Below are 22,671 nucleotides of genomic sequence, written 5' to 3' on the forward strand. Positions count from 1 at the left end.
TGCATGGAACTCCTGTTACTGGTCTGGCGCCAATACCGCTGGCCGTTTATCGCGGTGATGGCATTGAGCCTGCTCAGCGCCGCGCTGGGTATTGGGCTGATCGCCTTTATCAACCTGCGTTTGATTGAAACTGTTGATACCACCCTGATGGTGCTGCCGGAATTTCTCGGTCTGTTGGTCCTGCTGATGGCCGTCACGCTCGGCTCGCAGCTGGCGCTCACGACGCTCGGTCACCACTTTGTCTACCGCCTGCGCAGCGAGTTCATCAAGCGGATTCTGGATACCCAGGTTGAACGCGTCGAGCAACTGGGCAGCGCCTCGCTGCTGGCCGGGCTGACCAGTGATGTGCGCTCAATCACCATCGCCTTTGTGCGTCTGCCGGAGCTGGTACAGGGGATCATCCTGACCTTCGGATCGGCGGCCTATCTGGCCTGGCTCTCCACCAAAATGCTGGCGATCACCGCCCTGTGGATTGCGATCACCATCTGGGGCGGCTACCTGCTGGTGTCGCGGGTCTACAAACACATGGCGGTGCTGCGCGAAACCGAAGATAAGCTCTATAACGACTATCAGACGGTGCTGGAAGGGCGCAAAGAGCTGACCCTGAACCGCGAGCGTGCCGAGCATATCTTTAACAACCTCTATATTCCGGATGCCCGCGAATATCGCCATCACATCGTGCGGGCCGATACCTTCCACCTGAGCGCGGTCAACTGGTCGAATATCATGATGCTGGGGGCGATTGGCCTGGTCTTCTGGATGGCGAACAGCCTCGGCTGGGCGGATACTAACGTCGCCGCCACCTACTCGCTGACGCTGCTGTTCCTGCGCACGCCGCTGCTCTCGGCTGTCGGGGCGCTACCGACCCTGCTCAGCGCCCAGGTCGCCTTTAACAAGCTGCGTAAGTTTGCCCTCGCGCCGTACAAACCTGATTTCCCGCGTCCTGAGGCCTTCCCGAACTGGCAGACGCTGGAGCTGCGTAACGTCACCTTCCAGTACCAGGACAATGCATTTTCCGTCGGGCCGGTGAATTTAACCCTTAACCGCGGCGAGCTGCTGTTCCTGATTGGCGGTAACGGCAGCGGCAAATCGACGCTGGCGATGCTGCTGACCGGCCTGTATCAGCCCCAGTCAGGTGAGATCCTGCTGGACGGTAAACCGCTCAGTGCTGAAAAACCGGAAGACTACCGCAAGCTCTTCTCGGCGGTGTTTACCGACGTCTGGCTATTCGATCAGCTGCTGGGGCCGGAAGGCAAGCAGGCCGATCCGGCGCTGGTGGAGAAGTGGCTGACGCATCTGCAAATGTCCCACAAGCTGGAGCTGCAGGATGGCAAAATCCTCAACCTCAAGCTGTCAAAAGGGCAGAAGAAGCGCGTGGCGCTGCTGCTGGCGCTGGCGGAAGAGCGTGACATTATTCTGCTGGATGAGTGGGCTGCCGATCAGGACCCGCATTTCCGTCGCGAGTTTTACCAGGTCCTGCTGCCGCTGATGCAGCAGATGGGCAAAACCATCTTCGCCATCAGCCATGACGACCATTACTTTATCCATGCTGACCGTCTGCTTGAGATGCGCAGCGGCCAGCTGATGGAACTGACCGGCGCGGAGCGCGATGCCGCGTCGCGTGATGCGGTAGCCCGTACCGCCTGAGCGTAACTGTGCCGGGTGGCGGCTTCGCCTCACCCGGCCTGCGATTTTGTTTTTCCCGTCTGCTGCTTTTTTGACCTCTCCTCTCATCCGTTTATTAAAATTTACACAACCCCACGCTATGCTTAATGCCAACTTATTTAATGGATTGATATTTAATGTCTGTATTAAGCAAAAACAGCGCACGGCTGCGCGATGAAGAGCGTGCGCGCCTGATCTGGCTGATGACCACCGACAAAGCGCTCACCTCCACCCTGCTGGGTAAACTGACCCTGGCTGAGCAATATGATGTCGGGACGTTAGCCGACGATATTGCTGAGGTAGGGGCGCTGGTAGCCCATTTACCGCCGCCGGATCTCGCCGACACCCTCGAAGCGCTGCCCTCGGAAGAGCGCCACGCTTTGTGGCGGCTGGTAGAGGATCACGAGCGCGGTCAGGTATTGCTCGAAGCCTCCGAAAACGTCTGGGACGATCTGATCGACGAGATGAGCGACCAGGCCATTCTCGACGCGGTACGCACCCTGGATATCGTCGACCAGCTCTACATGGTCCAGCACCTGCCGCGTAACCTGACCGGACAGTTGCTGGCGTCGCTGCCGCCTCAGGATCGTGCCCGGGTCCAACAGGTGATGCACTATGAGCAGGACCGCGTCGGTGCGATCCTGGAGTTCAGCGTTATTACGGTGCGCCCTGACGTCACGCTGGGCGCGGTCCAGCGCTACCTGCGACGTCTGGGCAAAATGCCAAAGAACACCGATAAGCTGTTTGTGACCTCCCGGGATAAAACTCTGCTCGGCGAGCTTGATCTACAGACCATTCTGCTTAACAGCACCCAGACCCTCGTCAGCGAGGTGATGGAAACGCAGCCGATGCTCTTTTCCCCGGAAGATGACGCCGAAAAAGCCGCCCGCACCTTTGAACGTGACAACCTGCTCAGCGCGGGCGTAGTTGACCCGGAAGGCAAACTGTTGGGGCGCCTGACCATCGATGAGATCGTCGACGTGGTCTACAAAGAGACCGACAACGATATGCGTGCCCTCGGCGGGTTAAGTGCTGAAGAGGATGTCTATGCCCCGGTGAGCAAGGCGGTGAAAACCCGCTGGGCATGGCTGGCGATCAACCTCTGCACCGCCTTCATCGCCTCACGTGTCATTGACGGATTTGAACACACCATCTCTCAGCTGGTGGCGCTGGCCTCGCTGATGCCTATCGTAGCGGGCATTGGCGGTAATACCGGTAATCAGACCATCACCATGATCGTGCGCGCCCTGGCGCTTCAGCATATTCAGCCGGGCAACTTTACCTTCCTGATCATGCGTGAGCTCGGCGTGGCGCTGATTAATGGCCTGGTGTGGGGCGGCATCATGGGGGGCGTGACCTGGTGGCTGTACGGCGATATGGCGCTGGGTGGGGTAATGACTCTGGCGATGGTGCTGAACCTGCTGGTGGCGGCGACGATGGGCGTCCTCATCCCGATGATCATGACCCGCCTCGGGCGCGACCCCGCAGTGGGGTCGAGCGTGATGATCACCGCCATTACCGATACTGGCGGCTTCTTTATTTTTCTTGGGCTGGCGACGCTGTTTCTGCTGTAACGGCGTGTTTGCGTCGCAGGCGGGCAGGGAGGATCACCATCATGATAATCCCGCCTACCACACCAATTGCCAGGTTGCCGGTTGAAACGGTGGCCCCGACGGTCACCAGCATCACCAGCGTTTCCGCAACCGGCGCGCCTTTCACCGTGGCAGGGCGAATGCTCTGCCAGTTGAAGGTTTTAATGGCGACAATCGCCATGATCCCCGCCAGCACCGCCATCGGAATTTTCGCCATCACTTCGCTCAGGGCAGTGACCAGCACCAGCAGCACCAGCCCGGCGGCAAAGGTGGAGACGCGGCTGCGGCCTTTGCCCATTTCGACGTTAACAATAGTCTGACCGATCATCGCGCAACCGGCGATCCCGCCAAAGAAGCCCGCCATGATATTGGCCACGCCCAGCCCCATGCTTTCGCGGCGCTTGCTGGACGGGGTCGCCGTCAGCTCATCCACCAGCTTCGCGGTCAGAAGCGACTCCATCAGGCCGACAAAGGCGATACTCAGGGCGCAGGGCCAGATAATACTCAGGGTTTGCAGATTCAGCGGCACCAGCATCTGGGTGATCCCCGGCAGTCCGCCGCCGATAGAGCCTTCATCCCCCACGGTCGGCAGCAGCTGGCCGCTGGTGACGGTATAGAGTGTCAGCACCACGATGGCAATCAACGGGGAGGGCACGCTTTTAATGTAGCGGGGCGCCCAGAGCACAATCAGCAGGGTGAGCACAAACAGGCCGACGATCAGCGGGCTTCTGCTCCAGAAATGCGGCACCTGGGCAAAGAAAATTAAAATCCCCAGGGCGTTAACAAACCCGGTCATCACTGCCTGGGGAATAAAACGCATCAGACGCGCCATTCCCAGCGCGCCGAACAGGATCTGGATCACGCCGGCCAGCAGCACCGCCGGCAGGATGTATTGCGCGCCATGCTGATGGACCATCGGCCCGATCACCAGCGCCACGGAGCCCGCGGCGGCCGTCACCATCGCCGGGCGACCGCCCATGACCGACAGCCCCAGGCAGAGGACCACCGAGGCAAACAGGCTCACCTTCGGATCAACCCCCGCGACGACGGAGAACGAGATCACTTCCGGAATCAACGCCAGGGCGGTGATAACACCGGCAAGGGTTTCACGCATAAACAGCGATGGAGAGCGCAGGATAGAGAGCGCAGAAGGAGAAGCGTGTACTGAAGACATAGTTTTTCGCAGGTCAGGAGAATGAGTGCAGCCCAGAGGCATCTGTGCGCGCGATCACAAAGCGCTGCATAGTAGCGGGAAATGGCGCACTTTTCCAGCACCGGATTAGCCATACCCCTACAAATGCAGCGACATTTATTATCATAATTACAATAATTATTTAACCTTTAAACAATATTTAATTATTGCTACCGTGGCGCCGCACTCGACTTCATCTGCATAAATAGCGAACAAACGCGTATTACGAAGGCATTAATTATGAAAAAAATGACTGCCCTGCTGCTGGCTGCGGCGGCAAGCCTTAGTGCTGTCTCCATGGCGGCGAAGGCTCAGGCATCGCAAGAGCAGGAAACGGACGTTCTGTTAATTGGTGGCGGGATCATGAGCGCCACGCTGGGAACCTATTTGCAGGAGCTTCAGCCGGACTGGTCCATGACCATGGTTGAACGCCTGGACGGCGTAGCGCAGGAGAGCTCTAACGGCTGGAACAACGCCGGGACCGGCCACTCCGCGTTAATGGAGCTGAACTACACCCCACAGAAGAAAGATGGCTCTATCAGCATTGAGAAAGCGGTGGAGATCAACGAAGCGTTTCAGATCTCCCGTCAGTTCTGGTCTCACCAGGTGAACAGCGGTGTGCTGCACGATCCACACAGTTTCATTAACACCGTCCCGCACATGAGCTTTGTCTGGGGGGACGACAACGTAAACTTCCTGCGCGGACGTTATGCTGCTCTGCAGCAAAGCTCGCTGTTCCGCGGCATGAAGTACTCCGAAGATCACGCCCAGATCAAAGAATGGGCGCCGCTGGTGATGGAAGGGCGCGACCCGAACCAGAAGGTGGCGGCCACCCGTACGGAAATCGGTACCGACGTTAACTACGGCGAAATCACCCGTCAGCTGGTGGGCTCTCTGCAGAAAAAAGAGAACTTCAACCTGTCGCTGAATACCGAAGTGCGAGGCTTTAAGCGTAACGCGGACAACTCCTGGAGCGTGACCGTCGCCGATCTGAAGCACAATGAAGAAGAGCACGTCATCAAGGCGAAGTTCGTCTTTATCGGTGCGGGCGGCGCAGCGCTGAAGCTGCTGCAGGAGACCGGTATTCCTGAAGCGGAGAATTACGCGGGCTTCCCGGTTGGCGGCCAGTTCCTGGTGTCGGAAAACCCGGACGTGGTGAATCGCCATCTGGCGAAGGTTTATGGCCAGGCGTCCGTGGGCGCACCGCCGATGTCGGTGCCGCATATCGACACACGTGTTCTCGACGGTAAGCGCGTGGTGCTGTTCGGGCCGTTCGCGACCTTCTCAACCAAATTCCTGAAGAACGGTTCGCTGTGGGATCTGCTCAGCTCCACCACCACTTCAAACGTGGGTCCGATGGTTGATGTCGGTCTGGATAACTTCGATCTGGTGAAATACCTGATTAGCCAGGTGATGCTCTCCGATGACGATCGTTTTGAAGCGCTGAAAGAGTACTATCCGGAAGCGAAGAAAGCGGACTGGCGTCTGTGGCAGGCGGGCCAGCGCGTGCAGATCATCAAGCGTGATGAAGAAAAAGGCGGCGTGCTGCGTCTGGGCACTGAAGTGGTCAGCGATAAAGAAGGCACTGTCGCCGCGCTGCTGGGAGCATCCCCGGGCGCCTCCACCGCGGCACCGATTATGCTGCACCTGATGGAAAAAGTGTTTAAAGACAAAGTCGCCAGCCCGGAGTGGCAGGCGAAGCTGAAGACCATTATTCCTTCATACGGTACGGCGCTGAACGGCAACGTTGAGGCCACCGAGCAGGAGCTGGAGTACACCAGCCGCGTGCTGCAGCTGAAGTATGAAAAACCGCAGGCACCGGATGCGGCGCCTCAGCCTGAGGCGCAGGCGACCTCCCAGCCGGAAAGCAAACCGGTTGCGGATATCGCACTCTGATATAAAAAAGCCGGGTGATTTACCCGGCTTTTTTTATTAACGCGTGACGGCGCTTTCTACCTTCTCGTCAGCCTGCCAGATACGGTATCTCACCTCGATATTCGCAGGCGTATAAACCACAATCGGCAGCTTGCTGTTGTAGCGCAGCAGGCTATGCTCGCCGAGATTCGCGGTCACAAATTTTGTTGTCTTTTTCCCGTCCGGACAGGCCATCATGGTGGAAACCGGCGAAGTGACCTTATCAAAGATGTAATAGTCATATCCCCAGCCTTCCAGCGTCTTGCTGGTTAACTTACCGCCGAGGCGGTGCACGTTGCAGTCCACCTCCAGCGTCTGGCCGATCAGCAGTTCCACCTTGTAATTCGCTTCATCCTTCTGCTCTGGCAGGTCGATAACCTGGCGCTTCATCCCCTGTTCCGCCTGCGGGTAGGGGGCCGTTTTACTGAGCGGCTGGTCAGCAGGGGTGGCGTATGCGCTGGCGCAGGTCAGAGCCAGCAGAGTGATGAGACTTTTAGCGGCGTTTTTCACAGTGATTCCTTTTTATGTCAAACGGTGGCCATACACTACCATGAATGGTGTTTTTTACCTTAATTTTATTTCTAACTGGTTTATATAACTAGTAAGGGCCTTGTGATTTGGTTTTAAATTCTGCATTGGCCCCGGAGGGACGATCGTGGTAGGGTGAGCTGCAATCATTGTTATCTATCTGTGAAGGAAACACGCATGGTACGTAATAAACTCAGCACCCCGGCGGGGAAGAAATTTCTGCTGGCGCTACTGACGGTTTTTCTGATCGCGGTGATGGGGGTAGGCCGTGTGACTATCATTGGCGTGGTTGAGCAGTACAACATTCCGCTGACGGAGTGGACCACCAGCATGTATGTGCTGCAATCGGCGATGGTGCTGGTCTACAGCACGGTCTTTACCGTGCTGCTGGCTATCCCGCTGGGTATATTTTTCCTCGGCGGGAGCGATAAACACTGAGTCGCCAACGCGATGAATGCCTGTTTCACTCCTGTGCCGTTTCGGGTTAAATGATTTTTTCCCCGTTAACAGGAGTGGAGCATGGTCTCCCGGTTTTCCACGCTGAGCCGGATCCCAAAAGGGGTCTGGGTCGTTGGCGGCGTCAGCATGTTGATGGATATCTCCTCGGAGATCATCCATAGCTTATTACCGCTCTTTATGGTGACCACCCTGGGCGCCAGCGTCATTTTTATTGGCCTGATTGAAGGGCTGGCGGAAGCCACGGCGCTGATCATCAAGGTCTTCTCCGGCGCCATCAGCGACTATCTGGGGAAACGCAAAGGGCTGGCGCTGCTGGGCTACGGGCTGGGAGCCGCCAGCAAGCCACTGTTTGCGCTCGCCTCGTCGTCGGGGATGATCCTCGGGGCACGCTTAATCGACCGGGTAGGGAAGGGGATCCGTGGCGCACCCCGTGACGCGCTGGTGGCCGACGTGACGCCGCCGGAACTGCGCGGGGCGGCATACGGGCTGCGTCAGTCGATGGATACCATTGGCGCGTTTCTCGGCCCGCTGCTGGCGGTCGGCATGATGCTGCTGTGGAACGATGATTTCCGCACCATCTTCTGGATCGCCGTCATCCCCGGCGTGCTGGCCGTCGCGCTGCTCTTTTTTGGCCTGCATGAACCTGCCTCTCCCGTCACCCATAAACGCACCAATCCGATTAAAAAAGAGAACCTGAAACGCCTCGGCGCCAGCTGCTGGTGGGTGATTGGCCTGGGTGCGGTCTTCACCCTGGCCCGTTTCAGCGAGGCATTTCTGGTGTTGCGGGCTCAGCAGGCGGACATTCCGCTGGCGCTGATCCCGCTGGTGATGGTCGCCATGAATCTGCTTTACGCGTTTTCGGCCTATCCGTTTGGCAAACTCTCCGATGCCATGAGCCATACCCGTCTGCTGCAGGGGGGGCTGGCGGTGTTGATCGCCGCCGATATCGTGCTGGCGCTGAGCACCCACTGGATGGGGATTATTGTCGGCGTGGCGCTGTGGGGCATCCATATGGGGATGACTCAGGGGCTGCTGACCGCGATGATGGCGAAGACGGCACCCCCCGACATGCGGGGTACAGCGTTTGGCCTGTTCAGTATGATAAGCGGCGTAGCGCTGCTGATTGCCAGCCTGGGGGCGGGCATCATCTGGGAAATGTGGGGGGCGGAATATACCTTTTATGCCGGGGCGATGATCTGCCTGCTGACGCTGGGGTATCTGCACAAACGCCCGGCGGCGTTGTAAAGCGCGTAATAGTAGAAAAATATTGCGCAAATCATTCGAAGCGTGAGTACCGTTTTGTTACCAATGTGGTCCTTTCTATCAGGAGATACTTATGAAAAGGACCGCACTTTATACCGCGATGGCGTCAGCTCTGCTGCTGCCGTCACTTTATGCCCATGCAGGCCCGCAGGCGCACGTCGTCTGCGCTTATAACCATACCCTGGGCGATGACGCCATAATGATGTTTGGCAAAACCAACCAGGCGATGTGGCACGACTTTTTCGGCAACACCCGTACGGACGCCTATTCGACCTATCAATCACTGCGTAAGCAGTCAGAAACCACCTGCGATAACAAAGCCGACAGCTCAGCTTACTGGGCGCCGTCGCTGCGCCTGCCGGACGGGACGGTGGTTCAACCCGCCTACCAAAAGACCTATTACCAGGCGTCTAACGTCGAACAGTTCCCGCTCAGTCCGTTCCCGGCCGGGCTGGCGCTGCTGGCGGGCGATCACCACGGCACCAAGCCTAACTCCCGCATTACCTTCTTATGCGCTAACGGCAAAGGCTACAGCAATAAAGTCGGGGAAGTGTGTGGGCTGAGAAAAGCCAAAGATGCGGTGCAGTTTAATATCGGGATCCAGTTCCCTAACTGCTGGGATGGTATCCATCTGCAACCGCACCATGGCATGGCGAATGCGACCTACGATGTGAAAGGGCAGTGCCCGTCCGGCTATCCGGTGAAAATCCCGACGGTAAATATGAACGTGGCCTATGTGCTGCACGGGATCACTTCCCTGGATACCGCGAAAGCCCAGCTGTCGCTCGATCCCACCATGAATGGCGATGTGCGTGAAGAGCACTGGGGCAGCCTCTATACCGCCCACGCCGACTTTATGAATGGCTGGACTGAAGACGGCGCGCGCTTTATGACCGAGATGTGCATGAATCAGGGCATGGACTGCGGCACTAACGTCCCCTACGGCTATTCAAAGGCGCTGGCAAACGTCTGGGGGAGTAGCGAGACCCCAACCACCCCGGTACCTGGGGCGCAGACTTTGCTGGTTCAGGATAACTGGAAAAACGGCGGTCGCACCCGTAACAGCGAAACGATGAGTCTGGTTAAGTTTAAGATCCCTGCGCTGCCTGAGGGCCAGGATCCGTCTCTGTTCAAATACAGGGTGCGGATCTATGGTGGAAAAGTCGAGGCCAACGGCGCGGATCAGATCTTCTTCTATCCGGCAAGCAACGACTGGGATCCCGCCACTGTCACCTGGAAAAATCGTCCGGCCTGCAATTACTCGTCAGATGCGCTGCTGTATCTCAACAACAAGCGTGAATATCGCATGGTCGATGTTGATAAGGCGGTGCGCAAAGCGCTGGCGGCGGGCAAAACGGAAATCTCCTGGTACATTGGTGGCGACCGTCAGGGCAACCACTACCAGTTCAGCCCCGCCTCTTCTAAAGAGAGCCTGATACTGATGCTGACGGGGTATAAACACACCCCGGAGACATAAGGTAGAGTGGATTTATAACAGACAGAAGCCGGTTAGTTAACCGGCTTATGTTCAGAGGGACTTATGGTTTACCAATCGCTAATTATGGAAGCATCCATTACCTAATTTAATGTATTTCTCCTGCGCCACGATAAATTTTCTATTCGTCACGCTTACGCTTTTATCCTGATACTTTTCCCCCGGCAACATATAAAATTGCGTTGAACTTTCATCATCGCCCTCGCAACCTTTCTGGATAATCACCCTGAAAAAGGTATTGCCGGTGTTTTCGATAATGCCTTTTTGCTCATCGACTTTATAAGCCAGTTTAATTTTACGCGGACGAACGACGAGTATGGTACTCATCGAGGTCACCGGCAGCACGTTTAAATTACTGCCGGTTTTCTGCAGCGGGTAGAGACGAAGCGGGATCTCCTTAAACACGACCCGGAAATAACGTTCTTTATCATCCTTTGGGCCGCGATAATAGAGTTTAAAATAGTCTGTTTGCAGGGGCGCGAGCGAAAACTTCAGCGGTGCCCAGAGGATCTCCAGGTCCTGGTCGCTTATTTTGTTTTCACCGCCATTGCCAGGCCTGTCAATTTTCCAGGCGCTGATGTTATACAGATTTGTTCGGTCGGTATCGTTATAGATTGGCCGGGAGACGAAATCTTTGTCTGCCGGCATATCGTAGATAAGCGCGCTAAACCAGACGGCATGTGCCGTGTTAATGGATAGCAGCGCTGCCAATAGCGCCGGGATTGTGAAACCCGCTTTTCTCATAAACATAGACCTTTGCGCACCAGGCTTAAGATGAACGATCGACGCCCACCCAGGTTGCCGTCGCCTTGATCTCCCCGCTGGCGCTCACGGTGCCCATCCAGTCCTGGCCAGAGAGCGTAAATTGCGAGCGAGAGTCGTTCATAGGGAAGATCAGCTTAATATTTGCTCTGTAATAAAATGAATCATCGAGATTGGCGTTCCACGCCGTTTGTACCCAATTGGCACGAGTAATATTGATCGGCGCGTCCGAGCAGCTGTTTCGCTTCGTAATGGTGGCTCCCGTATTACTGGTGAACGAGATATAGGCCGGAACCGGCACCTTCAACGTTTCATCGGCAGAGGTAAACACGCAGTACGGGATGCGTTGAATGGTCGCGCTCTCGCCGACGACCTGGACGGTAATGCTGTCGGCCTGACGCGGGGCCGATGTGGTAATACGGTACTCAAACTCAATGGGTTTATCACTGTCAATTTTGCCAGACTGTTTAGGATTCGCCTTTTCATCTGCTGAAACAATGCTAATACCATACTCTTTGGGAACGATATTCAGCGTCGTTGAGGTCGTGAATTGATAGTAACCCGACTCGGGTGTGTTGGTGTTATTAAAATTCAGAGTAAAAATATTGTCATTGGCACTAATACTTGTCCCCGCCTTAACCATTTTTTGGAAAAAGCTATCCGAGATAAAGGCATAGACGTAATCACCACCGGTGGTGAAAACGTTGCTGTAAGCGGTAGTGGTGTTGAAGTTATACCATTTGCTGGCGTCGCCACTGTATTTTACGTCTGACGCGTATGGGCTAAAACCGAGCTTCGAGTTATCAATGATCATCTTAAAGTTAAGTGAATTGATCTTTTGAGTTTCTTGCAGGGAGTAAGCGGCCATCTTACAAATCAGCCCTCTGACGTTGCTGACCACCCCCACCTGGCAATATTCAGAACCAATGTTTACGCTCGGTGTGCCGTCGCTGGCGATCCAGACTTCCGCCAGGGCGCCCGTGCTCTGGAGCCTGAGATGGCCCAGCTTTGTGACGTTAAATATACGCTTGTGCCAGTAGCCGGTGCTGAGGGTATTACAACGTTCACCGGCAGCGTAGTCGTAGTCCGTGTCACTGTAGCAGTAGTTCAGGTCAAAGCTATCCTGCGTTCCAACCGGCTGATCCTTAAAGTAATTATACGCTGCTGGGCTAAATGAGGCAAAACCATACGAGCCGTTATATAAGCTATTACCGGCACGAGCGTGATAAAAGCCGCTGTTGTCCCTGGCGCCCGCCTCGAGATAGCCTGTAGAGGGACATGTCCCTCCGTTCTGGAGACGGCAGCGGAGCCCCATTAAGGGACCATTAATGGGGGAATTATCAATCCACATATCCACCCAGGTATTTGTTTTATGCCAGCCAACGACGCCCATGTATCCCATACTATCCTGGTTGGTTTTATACCGGGTCCAGGTATTTGCGCCCGTAAAGCGGGGATCGAGGGACGATGAAGTCAGAAAATATTCATTATCGACGTTGTTTTCAATAAACAAATAGGAGTTAGAGACAGCTGCCTCATTATACATATGTACTGCGTATGCTGCCCTGGAATTTAAAAAGGTAATAGCAAGGCTGAAAATAATAAGTGCTAACGTCTGTCTGTTAAACATTAGGCTGCGCTCCTTTATTAGATGCTGACTGAACCTGTGGATGGCACGGAATATCACCCATCCATACGGCGCCACGCGCTTTGGTCAGTTCCAGGTCGGCTTCGCAAACGCCGCCCTGCTGGTCAATTAACGTGATGACCGGGTAGCGCTTGTCTACATCCATGGCAAACTCGCCCTGATCGTTGGTTGTCGTTTTGCCAATGTGGTTACGAATATTGACGTTGGAAAAAGCTTTGCCGTTAAGGTTTTTCATACGGCCAAATACGGTGACCAGCTGCTTGACTTCAGGTGTAATTACGCTGACGTTACCTGGATACAGCACGACATTACTGCGACGACCGCGAACAATCTCTACGCTATCCATAGAGTTTTTGTCGTTCATTAGCTCAACTTTATATTCAGCGTAAGCGGGGAGGCTGATGTAATTACTTTTACCGGTGAGAGGGTAATTGTGGCCATTAATTTGCGCCGTCATCTGACCTTCTTCCGCGAAGTTAGTGTTGATAATAATACCGGAATTATCCGTACCTTTACCGAGGTTAACACCCTCTTTCGTCCACGCAACGCTACCCTGAGAGTTGAGGGTCAGGTTGGTGTTATTATCTGAAGAGCGTGTTGCCGAAACGGTTCCGGTATTGTATTTCGTATCATAAGAGGCATAACCGTTGATGGCGAAATCGTCAGACTGGTAGCTATTGCTATCACTCTCGTCACCGCCGCTAATACGCTTCGACACTGATGCCCCAACCTGAGTAATTGGGCTGTTGTCAAAACTTTTACGGAGCGTTGCGTTCGCCAGCGTAGCGCCATTTTCACTGGACATGCCAGTACTTAACCAGGTTGAAAGCGGTAAGCTTAAATCCAGGTTAATATATTTATCGCTGACGTTACCGTTATCACGATAAGAATAGCGCTGGATACCGGTGCGCATCGTGAGCGTGGCCCAACGATTATTATAAAGCGACTGGCTATAATCTACGTTAGTGTAATCATTGTTGTTGTATTTATCCTTTGAGTAGCTAACGGAGAGACTCCCTAACCCCGGAATAAACGTGTTCAGATTGGTGCTGGCGCCAATAGTCGTATAGTCACTTTTGTACATCGGCAGTTTATCGCCTATATGGCTGAACTGGCGCGATGCCCAGATATTGCCGTAACCGCCCGGAAGAGCAAAGTTCAGCGTACTGATGCTCTGCCAGCTGCTGTCTGTTGCCAGCAGTAGTTGCTGGTTTGCGCTGAAGAGATCGTTAAACTCGACGTTAATTTCCGACTCATTGACGCCATTGTTGTCAAAACCATAAAGGGTGGATTTAATATTTACGCCGGATAATATAGGTAGCCGAGTTCCCAACGCTGCGCCGGCGACCCAGGTATCTTTTTCACCATAATCGATGTTGTCATGGTCACGATAATCCATCTTATTGTATTTAAGCATGCCAGAAAACAGCTGCCAGTCGATAAGACCCGTAACGCTTGATTCGCGCGCAAACGTCTTGTTGATTTGCGTGGTTCGGTAGCTAACCTCTTTGCCGTTCACTATCACAGATACGTCAACATTGTAGACACCAAACGGTAGCTTAGAGGTGTCAACCTCATAGCTGCCCATTGAAAATTGTTGAATGCTGAGCAGCTTACCATTACGCGTAATATGTACCTCGCCTGCGGCAGGTAAAAACACGGTAATAGGTACCAGCGTTAAGGTATTATCTTCAATTCGGGTGCTGCTTTTATTGCCAAGGCTAACCCCGTAAATGCGGCTGGAATTCAGCGCGCTCATGCTGGCTATCGACTGCAGGTTCCACGTATCCACCATCCCTGCGGCAACACGCATCCCCTGATAGTCGCGCTCATACATTGCGCGATACAGCTCGCTTTTATTGTCTTTAGTACCGATGCCATAAACAGAACCATTAAGGTTTACATGGTGCTCGCGCAGCGACGTAGAGTTATCCAGAGTGATATAACTGCTGCCGTTGTTATCCTCGTCGTACTGGCTGTAATAACTCCCAACACTGTAGTTAAGAATGTTAGAAAGCTGATCTGAAGATGATTCGCCCAGTATATTGGTGCGCGGTATTATTGCCGCGTCCATCGCCTCTCTACTGACCAGCAGTTCAAGATAAAACGAACGGGTATCCAGAATGATAGAGGCGTCATTATTGAGCTGGATTTTATTCCCATCGTTAAATTTGGCGTCCTTCAACTCGCTGATAACGGTTTTAAGCTGAGAAGCCAGCTCCGTTCTGTTTGGCAGGTCAGAAAGCGTGATCTGATTGATAACAAAAACACCATCGCTAACTGAGATGATTGCATCAGCGATTTTTTGACGACTGGGGGCTACTGCCTTTTCACCATCATATCGTATAAAAACGGGGATCGTCATGCCCTGCTGAAGAGCATAGGCGAAAGCAGCAGGGATGACTTGATTATTAACCTGAAGAGGTACGGCAGAATTTGCTGGTAAAGCAACAACAGCGGTCAACATGAGCCCGCAGAATACAGATCCCTTATTTAAATCCGACTTATCCATAATAGTCTCTATTTTGCGTGAATTAACTGCTCACCATGCCAGATGCCAATACGGGTCATTTTATTGTTGAGATCGGTATGTTTTATTTTTACGCTGAGCCCAGGCATTAAATTATATCTTTCACGGCAGCCCTTTCCGTCATCCTTCTTTTTATCTTTACAAGGGCCATAGGAAATAACACGGAAAGAAACGTTGCCTGTGTTAGTTATCTCGCCACCCTGGCGCTTATAGTCGAAGTGCTCTTTACGTGGTGCAACAACCAGAATGGTACCAATGACTGCTGAGGTGGTCGCCTGACCGAGCTTGCTTTCTTTGGTGCCGTCAAATTCTGAGATGGGTTCATCAGTCCATGACAGGCGATAATAGCGCTCTTTATCATCGGCTGGTCCGTTATAAATGAAACGGAAGTTTTCTTTGGCATAGCCGGGTAATATTAAACTTGCTGGTGTTGAAAGTAATTCGGACCGGTCTGCCATTGGAATGATTTTGCCATCAGCCATCGGGGAGGATAGTCTTTCAACTTTAACGGTAACGAATCGCGCAGCCTCGGTGTTATTCTCAATTTCTTTTGCCAGGCTATTATTTTTTGAGGTAATTATTGAGGTGACATCCCCAACGTTAATTGCCTGGGCAGGAAACACAATTGCCAGAGATAACGCAGCCGCGCAAAGATAACTTAATTTCATGGGGTATCCTTACATTAAAAGGAGACTAATAGTCTCCTTGTCTCTTTCCATTAGAGGGGTACTGCGGGGGTAATAATTAAGCGGTAGTCCACACTGCGTTGAACTGTACCTTAACGTCGCCGCTCCAGTAGCCGTCGTTCAGATCGGCGAACTCAACTTTGCTGGTGCCGTCGCTGGTTGCAGAGTCGATACCAAAGGTGAAGTTACCCTGAGTAGAAGTACGATCTTTACCTGCGTAAGCAGTGCTTACAGCCAGTGCGTCCAGACCTGCAGAGACGTTATTAGCAGTATCGATCAGTTTTAAAGCTTCGGTTTTGCTCAGAGCCTGGCCATTCCATTTAATACCTACGTCCAGCGTAGAGGTATCAGTAGCGCGGCTCAGGGTGTTGGTCACGATCTGAGAGGTCAGCAGGAAGTCGGTAGCACCAGACTGGCCTTTAATAGTGATGTCGAAAGCGCCATTCTGGGTGTTAAACGCCTGAATGCCTTCTGCATACTGGAAAGAGAGAGATTTAAGTGGGGTCACAACCAGTGCGCTGGTAGTATCTTTAGTTGCGCTTGCATCCCAGGTAGCGGTAGCGGAAGCAGTCACATCTGCCATAGCGTTAGAGCAAACAAAAGCGGCAGCGATGCAACCAGCTAACATTAATTTTTTCATCTTTTATTCCTTTAGTGTATTAATCCGTTATGGTGGAGCAGTCTTATTCACCTGGCGTAATAAGTCGTCAGCAATCTTATATATTAAGTGAATATTCGCAGTGAACTGGGAATATTATATTGCCGGGAGTTTCCGTTTAGTGAATTACATTCAAACGTCTCATGTTTCGAATGTGAGGCTAGTTTAATGAGTAGGTATTTGTTTGTACAGGCGATTAATTGAATTCAATTTTTAATTAAAATGACTGCCATGTCAGTGTTTATTAAACCATTAGCGCAGAGAATGTATTATAGGTTCGTCTAATAAATTTGATGAATGAATTTATCCGATACATATTATATTCTTATCTTTCACGGAAAGGTATATCGTAAGTGTTTAAGTAAAAAGGGTGTTGATTACGGACTTTTATTACAGATTTTCTTAACTGTTTATTTTTTCTGGCTTAAAAGGCGTGCTTTAATCGGCTCGGGTTATAATTGTTTTTAGTGATTTAAGTAGATTTACTGCCACTCGCCTGCATTTTTTTGATGATTAGACGCTTTTCGCTCTCAAATCCAACCGAAGATGGCTAAAAAACAGGCAAGTCAGGTATGGCGCACCTGCCTGGCATGATGCTCCCGGGTGGACGACACAAAAAAAAACCAACCGCGAAGGTTGGTTTTTTGAGGAATTTTTGGTCGGCACGAGAGGATTTGAACCTCCGACCCCTGACACCCCATGACAGTGCGCTACCAGGCTGCGCTACGTGCCGACACGTGAAATTCATACTACCTATTTCCGCATTTATTGCAAGGGTGGTGCAGGCTAACTGATTAATATTAAATCAATTAGCAATAAACCGTTTCTCATCCGTCAGCACCTGTAGCAGCAGGCTTAACTGCGGCGTCTGGTCGTTGAGTTTCTCACCCTGCGGATTATAGGTTTTGTAATTACCGTTGCTGTTAAGCACCAGCGTCAGGGTTGGCGTTGTGACGGCCAGCGTGTTGTTGCTGGCAGCCGTCACCCAGTTATGACGACGCGTTGCGCTGAACAGATCCTGACCCTGGGAATACTCATTAGCTGGCGTGCTGACGTGGAGCAGACGCTGCATCAGGGTGGTCATCACATCTTTATGATCGGTCAGCATGTTAATGCGCTGCGACGGCGTACCAGGCCAGTGGATCACCAGCGGAACATGCAGGCGAGGGCGCGCCCAGTCGACATCGTTGCGCTCGCTGCCCAGCGGTACGCCATGGCCAGCGGTGATCACCACCACGGTATTCTCCAGCTTGCCGGATTCACGCAGCGCGTCCAGCACCCGGGCAATCTGGGTATCGACATTGCCTGCGGCCTGCGCGTAGCGGCGGTTGAAGGTTTTCTGGTTACTGTCATCCAGCGTCGTGCCGTTCAGGGCAACCCAGGAGAACCAGCGGTTGTCGTCCTGCGCATAACGGTGCAGCCAGCTGATCCACTGCCCGGCGGTCTGTTCGTCGGACTGGCTCTGCGTGGTCGGCAGTGAGAAGTCGGACAGCAGCGCCTGGCGATAGAGCGGACTGCTGAAACCATCTGAAGAGAACAGCCCCAGCTGATAGCCCTGCTGGTTGAGCCCGGTAATGAGCGCGGCAGGGATACGCGATGACAGCACGCCGTCCATATAACCTGGTGAAATACCGTAGAACAGGCCAAAGATCCCGGCATCGGTCGAGTTACCGGAGCTCATATGCTGGGTAAAGCTGATGTTCTTCTCGGCGAACTCTGCCAGCGCCGGCATCTGTTTCTCAAAGCGCGAGTAGTTCAGGCCGTCGACAGTGATCAGCAGAACGTTCTGTCCCTGACCCATGTCACGGTAGCGTAGATCGCTGAGCGGATACTGCACCGATACCGCTTCAGGATCCCCTTGTTCAATCAGGCGGCGCTGATACTCCTGCGCATCCAGCAGACCGTGTTTCTCCAGGAAGCGACGGGCGGTCATCGGATAGGAGAGCGGCAGGTTCGCGCGCTGCATGGTGATGGGGCGGTAGAAGTTGGCGTCCGCCCAGATATACATAAAGTGCGAGCCGATAAAGGCGACAAAAAAGAGGGCGGCCACCGGTTTGGCGTAGCGACGGCGCCGCGTCAGGCTGCGCAGTTTTTGCCAGCTCCAGGTGGCAAACAGCATCTCAATCAGCAGGATAATCGGCACGCTGATGAACATCAGCTGCCAGTCGCGCGCCGTTTCGTTCTGGTCGGGATTGATCACCAGTTCCCAGACGACGGGATTAAGATGCAGGTGAAAACGGGTGAAGACTTCGCTGTCGATAAGCAGCAGCGTCATGCCTGCGGTGGCGAGGATAGCGGAGATAAACCGCATCAGCCGCTGCGACATGACGATGAACGTCAGCGGGAAGAGGATCAGTAAATAGGTGGAGAAGACCAGAAAGCTGAAATGGCCAATGACGCTTATCCAGGAGAAGACCCGTCCGGCAAGCGTCGTCGGCCAGTCGGCGACAAACAGATAACGACTGCCAAGCACCATCGCCAGCAGAATGTTAAACAGGGCAAACCAGTGCCCCCAGCTAACCATCTGGGAGACTTTTTCACGGTAGCGCTGACGATTCGTCACCATAAACTGTCGTTCGTTTCCCTTAGTGCGCCTGGTCGTCGTTAACCGAGGACTGTAAGGCCTGAGCGAAAGATTTCGCGATCGCCTGGCGCTGGGCCGGCGCAACGCTGGTATTGATAAGGTTAGTCACCATATTTCCCAGAACCATCAGGGAAAGGTCGGTCGGTGCCTTATGTTTTTCCAGTACGTTGAGCAGCTCACTGAGCATTTGTTCAACGTGTTCATCACTGTAGCGGGAGAGTTGTGGCATAAATCTAAATCTGTTTGTGGAGGAAAGGGCAACATATTACCGTAGCAACAGCTTTTTTTCCCCTTTTTTATCTTCGGTTGCATACATGACTGGGGGGTGGTTGAATACGGCCCGGTCTAAAAGGAGAGTTTAACATGAGTCTGGATATCAACCAGATTGCTCTGCACCAGCTTATCAAGCGTGATGAGCAAACCCTTGAGCTGGTGCTGCGCGATTCGTTACTGGAACCGACGCCTACCGTTGTTGACATGATGGCGGAGCTGCATCGGGTATACAGTGCCAAAAACAAAGCCTACGGCCTGTTCAGCGAAGAGAGCGAACTGGCGCAGGCGCTGCGCCAGCAGCGTCAGGGTGAAGACGATTTTCTCGCGTTCAGCCGGGCCGCCACCGGCCGCCTGCGCGATGAGCTGGCAAAATACCCCTTTGCCGATGGTGGCATCGTCCTGTTCTGCCACTACCGTTACCTGGCGGTCGAGTACCTGCTGGTGGCGGTGCTGAACAACTTAAGCAGCATGCGCGTCAACGAGCAGCTGGATATCAGCTCGACCCACTATCTGGACATTAACCACGCGGATATTGTGGCGCGTATCGATTTGACCGAATGGGAAACCAATCCTGAATCCACCCGCTATCTGACCTTCCTGAAAGGCCGGGTAGGGCGCAAGGTGGCCGACTTCTTTATGGATTTCCTCGGCGCCAGCGAAGGGCTGAATGCCAAAGCGCAGAATAAAGGCCTGCTGCAGGCGGTGGATGACTTCACCGCAGAAGCCGGGCTGGACAAAGCGGAACGCCAGAACGTGCGCCAGCAGGTTTATGCCTACTGCAACGAACAGCTGCAGGCGGGCGAAGAGATTGAACTGGAATCGCTCTCCAAAGAGCTGGCGGGCGTCAGCGAAGTGAGCTTCCAGGACTTTACGGCAGAGAAAGGCTACGAGCTGGAAGAGAGCTTCCCGGCGGATCGCAGTACCCTGCGTCAGCTCACCAAATTTGCCGGTAGCGGCGGTGGATTAACCATCAACTTTGATGCCATGTTGCTCGGCGAGCGCATTTTCTGGGATTCGGCGACCGACACGCTGACCATTAAAGGCACTCCGCCAAATCTGCGGGATCAGCTGCAGCGTCGCACCTCTGGCGGCAAATAACGGCCATAAAAAAACCCCGCATTGCGGGGTTTTTTTTCGACAAGTTTGCGATTACGCGCGAACGAAGTCGATGTGAGTCAGTTTTGGCTTGAAAGCGTGACGCTGTACTGCCTGAGCTTTAACTTTCTCTTCTTTACCGTCAACAACGATGGTCAGAACTTCGCTGTAGAACTCAGCTTTGTCCTGCAGGTTCCACAGTTTGTCGTGGTCCAGTTCGATTGCGACAGGAGCAGCTTCGCCGCCATAGATGATGGCCGGGAATTTGTTAGCTGCGCGCAGGCGGCGGCTCGCACCCTTACCCTGCTCTTTACGTACTTCTGCATTGATAGTGAACATTGATTTCTCTCTGTATAAAAAATCCTGTTACAGGCGACCCAGCAACAGGTGAGTGTTCTGCCTCACGGATGTGAAGCGGGCGGCATTTTATACTCAAATGGCTTTCACATCAATGAAAAGTCCCGCTATCCCCGCAATTCATTGGCACGGCGGAAGCGGCCCTCATAATCAAACACTTTTTCTCGCACCTGCCAGAACTGCCCTTTTTTCCGCGCCACCACAAAATCCGGGTGACGCAGTAGCGGCTGTTGATGAACGATATCCGCCGCGGTGATCCAGCGCAGCGGTACACCGGGCGTACGGGTATGCGGGCGGATAAACAGTTGTTCAAAGGCGGTGCGCTGGGCAGGCGTGTGCAGACGGAAGCGCTCACTTACATCGGCGCCATCTTCATCGTAATAGGTGATTTTCAGCCATTCACCTTTATCATCGGCACCGTGTGCCAGCGCCATTCCACTGCAGCGGAGCACCAGGGCGTCCTTCAGCTTCAGGGCCGCTTTCAGCATATCGTCGGGATCGACCAGCACCGCATCGCACGTGCGGCAGCGGCGGGCGGCGATATCGTTCTCGGCGTTGCACTGGGGGCAGTTTTTAAAGCGGAAGCGATAGTCACACTGTTCGCGATGGCCCTCGTCATCTTCAAACCAGCCCTGGCAGCGACGGCCAAAGTGTTCAATTAGCGTGCCGTCGGCGGTGGTTTTACCCCAGAAGGTATTGGCAAAGCCGCAGGCGGGGCAAAACACCTGTACCGGCACGTTGTCACTTTTGCCTTTTGGCGCACCCACTTCCGGGGCATACAGGTCATGGGGATTCCCGGCATAATCCAGGATCAGGCAGTCGGTTTTACCGGGGGCCAGGCGCAGGCCGCGGCCCACGATCTGTTGATAAAGGCTGACGGATTCGGTCGGACGCAGAATGGCAATCAGATCGACGTGCGGGGCATCAAAGCCGGTAGTAAGCACTGACACATTAACCAGATAGCGGAACTGCTGCGCCTTGAAATCCTCAATCAGCCGGTCGCGCTCGCTGCCCGGCGTTTCGCCGGTGATAAGCCTGGCCTCGCTGGCAGGCAGCAGGCCGGTGATCTCCCGGGCGTGCTCCACGGTGGCGGCAAAAATCATCACCCCTTTACGCGTGGCGGCAAACTCCATGATCTGGCTGATAATATGGGGAGTAATACGGTCCTGCTTTTTCAGCTCGCGGTTAAGATCCACCTCGCTGAAGAGGCCGTTACTCTGCACCTGCAACCGGCTGAAGTCATACTGCACTACCGGCATATCCAGCCGCTCCGGTGGGGTCAGGTAGCCATGTTTGATCATGTAGCGCAGCGGCAGCTCGTAAATGCAGTCGCGGAACAGCGCATTTTCATTGCCGCGCACCATGCCATGGTAATGGAAGCGATAAATCCAGCCTTTACCGAGGCGGAACGGGGTGGCGGTAAGCCCCAGCAGGCGGATCTGCGGATTGACGTTTTTCAGATGGGTCAGGATCTGCTGATACTGGCTATCATCATCATCGCTGATGCGGTGGCACTCATCGACAATCAACAGGGAGAACTCGCTCTGGAATTTGTCCAGGTTGCGCGCCACCGACTGCACGCTGCCGAAGACCACTTTGCCGTGGCTCTCTTTACGCTGTAGACCGGCGGCAAAAATATCAGCCTCCAGACCCAGCGCCAGATATTTGGCATGGTTCTGCGCCACCAGCTCTTTGACGTGCGCCAGCACCAACACGCGGCCCCGGGCCAGGCGCGCCAGTTCGGCGATCACCAGGCTTTTGCCCGCGCCGGTGGGCAGGACAATGGCCGCCGGTTCTTTATGCTGACGAAAGTGGGCGAGGGTAGCGTCCACGGCTTCTTGCTGGTAAGGGCGAAGTGTAAAGGTCATGGGGTCTCGGTTTGGTTATCTCGCTCATATTATGCCACGAAACTTTTTCCCTTGAGTGGCGCACAGAGCCCGTTATACTTGGCTGTTCCTGACTGCTTCTTT

At 53.8% G+C, this 22,671-nt stretch carries 18 protein-coding genes and 1 tRNA gene; 7 read left to right on the plus strand and 12 right to left on the minus strand.

The annotated features are described in order from the left end of the window. Positions 1 to 3: 3 nt before the first annotated feature. Entirely contained in the window at positions 4 to 1,647 is a 1,644-nt protein-coding gene (locus DVA43_RS01945) for a multidrug ABC transporter permease/ATP-binding protein (protein WP_114314404.1), read from the plus strand. A 155-nt stretch (positions 1,648 to 1,802) separates the two neighbouring features. Next, a complete protein-coding gene (mgtE, locus tag DVA43_RS01950; protein ID WP_114314405.1) occupies positions 1,803 to 3,239 on the plus strand; it encodes a magnesium transporter in 1,437 nt (478 codons plus the stop codon). Here the strand turns inward: mgtE and DVA43_RS01955 are convergent. Further along, on the minus strand, positions 3,202 to 4,431 hold the full coding sequence (locus DVA43_RS01955; RefSeq protein WP_246842259.1) for a SulP family inorganic anion transporter: 1,230 nt from the start codon (positions 4,429 to 4,431) through the stop codon (positions 3,202 to 3,204). The genes mgtE and DVA43_RS01955 overlap by 38 nt on opposite strands. A 258-nt stretch (positions 4,432 to 4,689) precedes the next feature. Here DVA43_RS01955 and mqo point away from each other — a divergent pair, with 258 nt between their 5' ends. Further along, on the plus strand, positions 4,690 to 6,345 hold the full coding sequence (gene mqo, locus DVA43_RS01960; RefSeq protein ID WP_103825105.1) for a malate dehydrogenase (quinone): 1,656 nt from the start codon (positions 4,690 to 4,692) through the stop codon (positions 6,343 to 6,345). A gap of 36 nt (positions 6,346 to 6,381) precedes the next feature. Here mqo and eco read toward each other — a convergent pair whose 3' ends face one another. Next, positions 6,382 to 6,873, minus strand: coding sequence for a serine protease inhibitor ecotin (gene eco / locus DVA43_RS01965; RefSeq protein WP_114314407.1), 492 nt, complete (start codon positions 6,871 to 6,873; stop codon positions 6,382 to 6,384). Between the two features lie 195 nt (positions 6,874 to 7,068). Here eco and DVA43_RS01970 point away from each other — a divergent pair, with 195 nt between their 5' ends. The 3 genes from DVA43_RS01970 (at position 7,069) to DVA43_RS01980 (ending at position 10,090) form a co-directional block, all read left to right on the plus strand. After that, positions 7,069 to 7,329 carry a DUF2534 family protein gene (locus tag DVA43_RS01970; RefSeq protein ID WP_114314408.1) on the plus strand — a complete coding sequence of 87 codons (261 nt, stop codon included), beginning with the start codon at positions 7,069 to 7,071 and terminating at the stop codon, positions 7,327 to 7,329. An 81-nt stretch (positions 7,330 to 7,410) separates the two neighbouring features. Beyond that, a complete protein-coding gene (locus DVA43_RS01975; RefSeq protein ID WP_114314409.1) occupies positions 7,411 to 8,595 on the plus strand; it encodes an MFS transporter in 1,185 nt (394 codons plus the stop codon). Positions 8,596 to 8,686: 91 nt separating this feature from the next. Further along, complete coding sequence (locus DVA43_RS01980; protein ID WP_114314410.1) at positions 8,687 to 10,090, plus strand: DUF1996 domain-containing protein; 1,404 nt, start codon at positions 8,687 to 8,689, stop codon at positions 10,088 to 10,090. Between the two features lie 78 nt (positions 10,091 to 10,168). Here DVA43_RS01980 and DVA43_RS01985 read toward each other — a convergent pair whose 3' ends face one another. The 8 genes from DVA43_RS01985 to DVA43_RS02020 all read right to left on the minus strand — a co-directional run bounded on the left by DVA43_RS01985 (position 10,169) and on the right by DVA43_RS02020 (position 19,205). Continuing rightward, a complete protein-coding gene (locus DVA43_RS01985) occupies positions 10,169 to 10,852 on the minus strand; it encodes a fimbria/pilus periplasmic chaperone (protein WP_114317053.1) in 684 nt (227 codons plus the stop codon). Between the two features lie 25 nt (positions 10,853 to 10,877). Continuing rightward, on the minus strand, positions 10,878 to 12,500 hold the full coding sequence (locus DVA43_RS01990) for a fimbrial protein (RefSeq protein ID WP_168194635.1): 1,623 nt from the start codon (positions 12,498 to 12,500) through the stop codon (positions 10,878 to 10,880). Next, the gene (locus tag DVA43_RS01995; RefSeq protein WP_114314411.1) at positions 12,493 to 15,030 is read right to left on the minus strand and encodes a CS1-pili formation C-terminal domain-containing protein; all 2,538 of its coding nucleotides are present in this window, start codon (positions 15,028 to 15,030) and stop codon (positions 12,493 to 12,495) included. The genes DVA43_RS01990 and DVA43_RS01995 overlap by 8 nt, the downstream gene beginning before the upstream one ends. Positions 15,031 to 15,038: 8 nt before the next feature. After that, positions 15,039 to 15,716 (minus strand): hypothetical protein, encoded by a 678-nt coding sequence (locus DVA43_RS02000; protein ID WP_103824987.1) that lies wholly within the window; start codon positions 15,714 to 15,716, stop codon positions 15,039 to 15,041. Between the two features lie 76 nt (positions 15,717 to 15,792). After that, entirely contained in the window at positions 15,793 to 16,374 is a 582-nt protein-coding gene (locus DVA43_RS02005; protein ID WP_114314412.1) for a common pilus major fimbrillin subunit EcpA, read from the minus strand. Positions 16,375 to 17,048: 674 nt separating this feature from the next. After that, positions 17,049 to 17,125 (minus strand) — tRNA-Pro (locus DVA43_RS02010). Positions 17,126 to 17,197: 72 nt separating this feature from the next. Then, positions 17,198 to 18,958 (minus strand): LPS biosynthesis-modulating metalloenzyme YejM, encoded by a 1,761-nt coding sequence (gene yejM / locus DVA43_RS02015; RefSeq protein WP_114314413.1) that lies wholly within the window; start codon positions 18,956 to 18,958, stop codon positions 17,198 to 17,200. Between the two features lie 19 nt (positions 18,959 to 18,977). Then, entirely contained in the window at positions 18,978 to 19,205 is a 228-nt protein-coding gene (locus tag DVA43_RS02020; RefSeq protein ID WP_032612681.1) for a YejL family protein, read from the minus strand. Positions 19,206 to 19,339: 134 nt separating this feature from the next. Between DVA43_RS02020 and yejK the strand changes: the two genes are divergently transcribed. Continuing rightward, the gene (yejK, locus tag DVA43_RS02025; RefSeq protein WP_114314414.1) at positions 19,340 to 20,347 is read left to right on the plus strand and encodes a nucleoid-associated protein YejK; all 1,008 of its coding nucleotides are present in this window, start codon (positions 19,340 to 19,342) and stop codon (positions 20,345 to 20,347) included. Between the two features lie 51 nt (positions 20,348 to 20,398). Here yejK and rplY read toward each other — a convergent pair whose 3' ends face one another. Beyond that, positions 20,399 to 20,683 carry a 50S ribosomal protein L25 gene (rplY, locus tag DVA43_RS02030; protein WP_103824991.1) on the minus strand — a complete coding sequence of 95 codons (285 nt, stop codon included), beginning with the start codon at positions 20,681 to 20,683 and terminating at the stop codon, positions 20,399 to 20,401. A gap of 125 nt (positions 20,684 to 20,808) precedes the next feature. Beyond that, complete coding sequence (locus tag DVA43_RS02035; protein ID WP_114314415.1) at positions 20,809 to 22,569, minus strand: DEAD/DEAH box helicase; 1,761 nt, start codon at positions 22,567 to 22,569, stop codon at positions 20,809 to 20,811. Positions 22,570 to 22,671: the final 102 nt, after the last annotated feature.

It is taken from the genome of Leclercia sp. W6, assembly GCF_003336345.1.
Classification (GTDB): Bacteria; Pseudomonadota; Gammaproteobacteria; order Enterobacterales; family Enterobacteriaceae; genus Enterobacter.

Bases quoted from the DNA above. Each gene is read 5' to 3' on its own strand.
- yejM (WP_114314413.1), bottom strand. From the start codon at position 18,958: ATGGTGACGAATCGTCAGCGCTACCGTGAAAAAGTCTCCCAGATGGTT.
- DVA43_RS01975 (WP_114314409.1), top strand. From the start codon at position 7,411: ATGGTCTCCCGGTTTTCCACGCTGAGCCGGATCCCAAAAGGGGTCTGG.
- DVA43_RS02005 (WP_114314412.1), bottom strand. From the start codon at position 16,374: ATGAAAAAATTAATGTTAGCTGGTTGCATCGCTGCCGCTTTTGTTTGC.
- DVA43_RS01945 (WP_114314404.1), top strand. From the start codon at position 4: ATGGAACTCCTGTTACTGGTCTGGCGCCAATACCGCTGGCCGTTTATC.
- DVA43_RS01990 (WP_168194635.1), bottom strand. From the start codon at position 12,500: ATGTTTAACAGACAGACGTTAGCACTTATTATTTTCAGCCTTGCTATT.
- DVA43_RS02020 (WP_032612681.1), bottom strand. From the start codon at position 19,205: ATGCCACAACTCTCCCGCTACAGTGATGAACACGTTGAACAAATGCTC.
- DVA43_RS02000 (WP_103824987.1), bottom strand. From the start codon at position 15,716: ATGAAATTAAGTTATCTTTGCGCGGCTGCGTTATCTCTGGCAATTGTG.
- DVA43_RS02035 (WP_114314415.1), bottom strand. From the start codon at position 22,569: ATGACCTTTACACTTCGCCCTTACCAGCAAGAAGCCGTGGACGCTACC.
- mqo (WP_103825105.1), top strand. From the start codon at position 4,690: ATGAAAAAAATGACTGCCCTGCTGCTGGCTGCGGCGGCAAGCCTTAGT.
- yejK (WP_114314414.1), top strand. From the start codon at position 19,340: ATGAGTCTGGATATCAACCAGATTGCTCTGCACCAGCTTATCAAGCGT.
- DVA43_RS01985 (WP_114317053.1), bottom strand. From the start codon at position 10,852: ATGAGAAAAGCGGGTTTCACAATCCCGGCGCTATTGGCAGCGCTGCTA.
- mgtE (WP_114314405.1), top strand. From the start codon at position 1,803: ATGTCTGTATTAAGCAAAAACAGCGCACGGCTGCGCGATGAAGAGCGT.
- DVA43_RS01955 (WP_246842259.1), bottom strand. From the start codon at position 4,431: ATGTCTTCAGTACACGCTTCTCCTTCTGCGCTCTCTATCCTGCGCTCT.
- DVA43_RS01970 (WP_114314408.1), top strand. From the start codon at position 7,069: ATGGTACGTAATAAACTCAGCACCCCGGCGGGGAAGAAATTTCTGCTG.
- DVA43_RS01995 (WP_114314411.1), bottom strand. From the start codon at position 15,030: ATGGATAAGTCGGATTTAAATAAGGGATCTGTATTCTGCGGGCTCATG.
- rplY (WP_103824991.1), bottom strand. From the start codon at position 20,683: ATGTTCACTATCAATGCAGAAGTACGTAAAGAGCAGGGTAAGGGTGCG.
- DVA43_RS01980 (WP_114314410.1), top strand. From the start codon at position 8,687: ATGAAAAGGACCGCACTTTATACCGCGATGGCGTCAGCTCTGCTGCTG.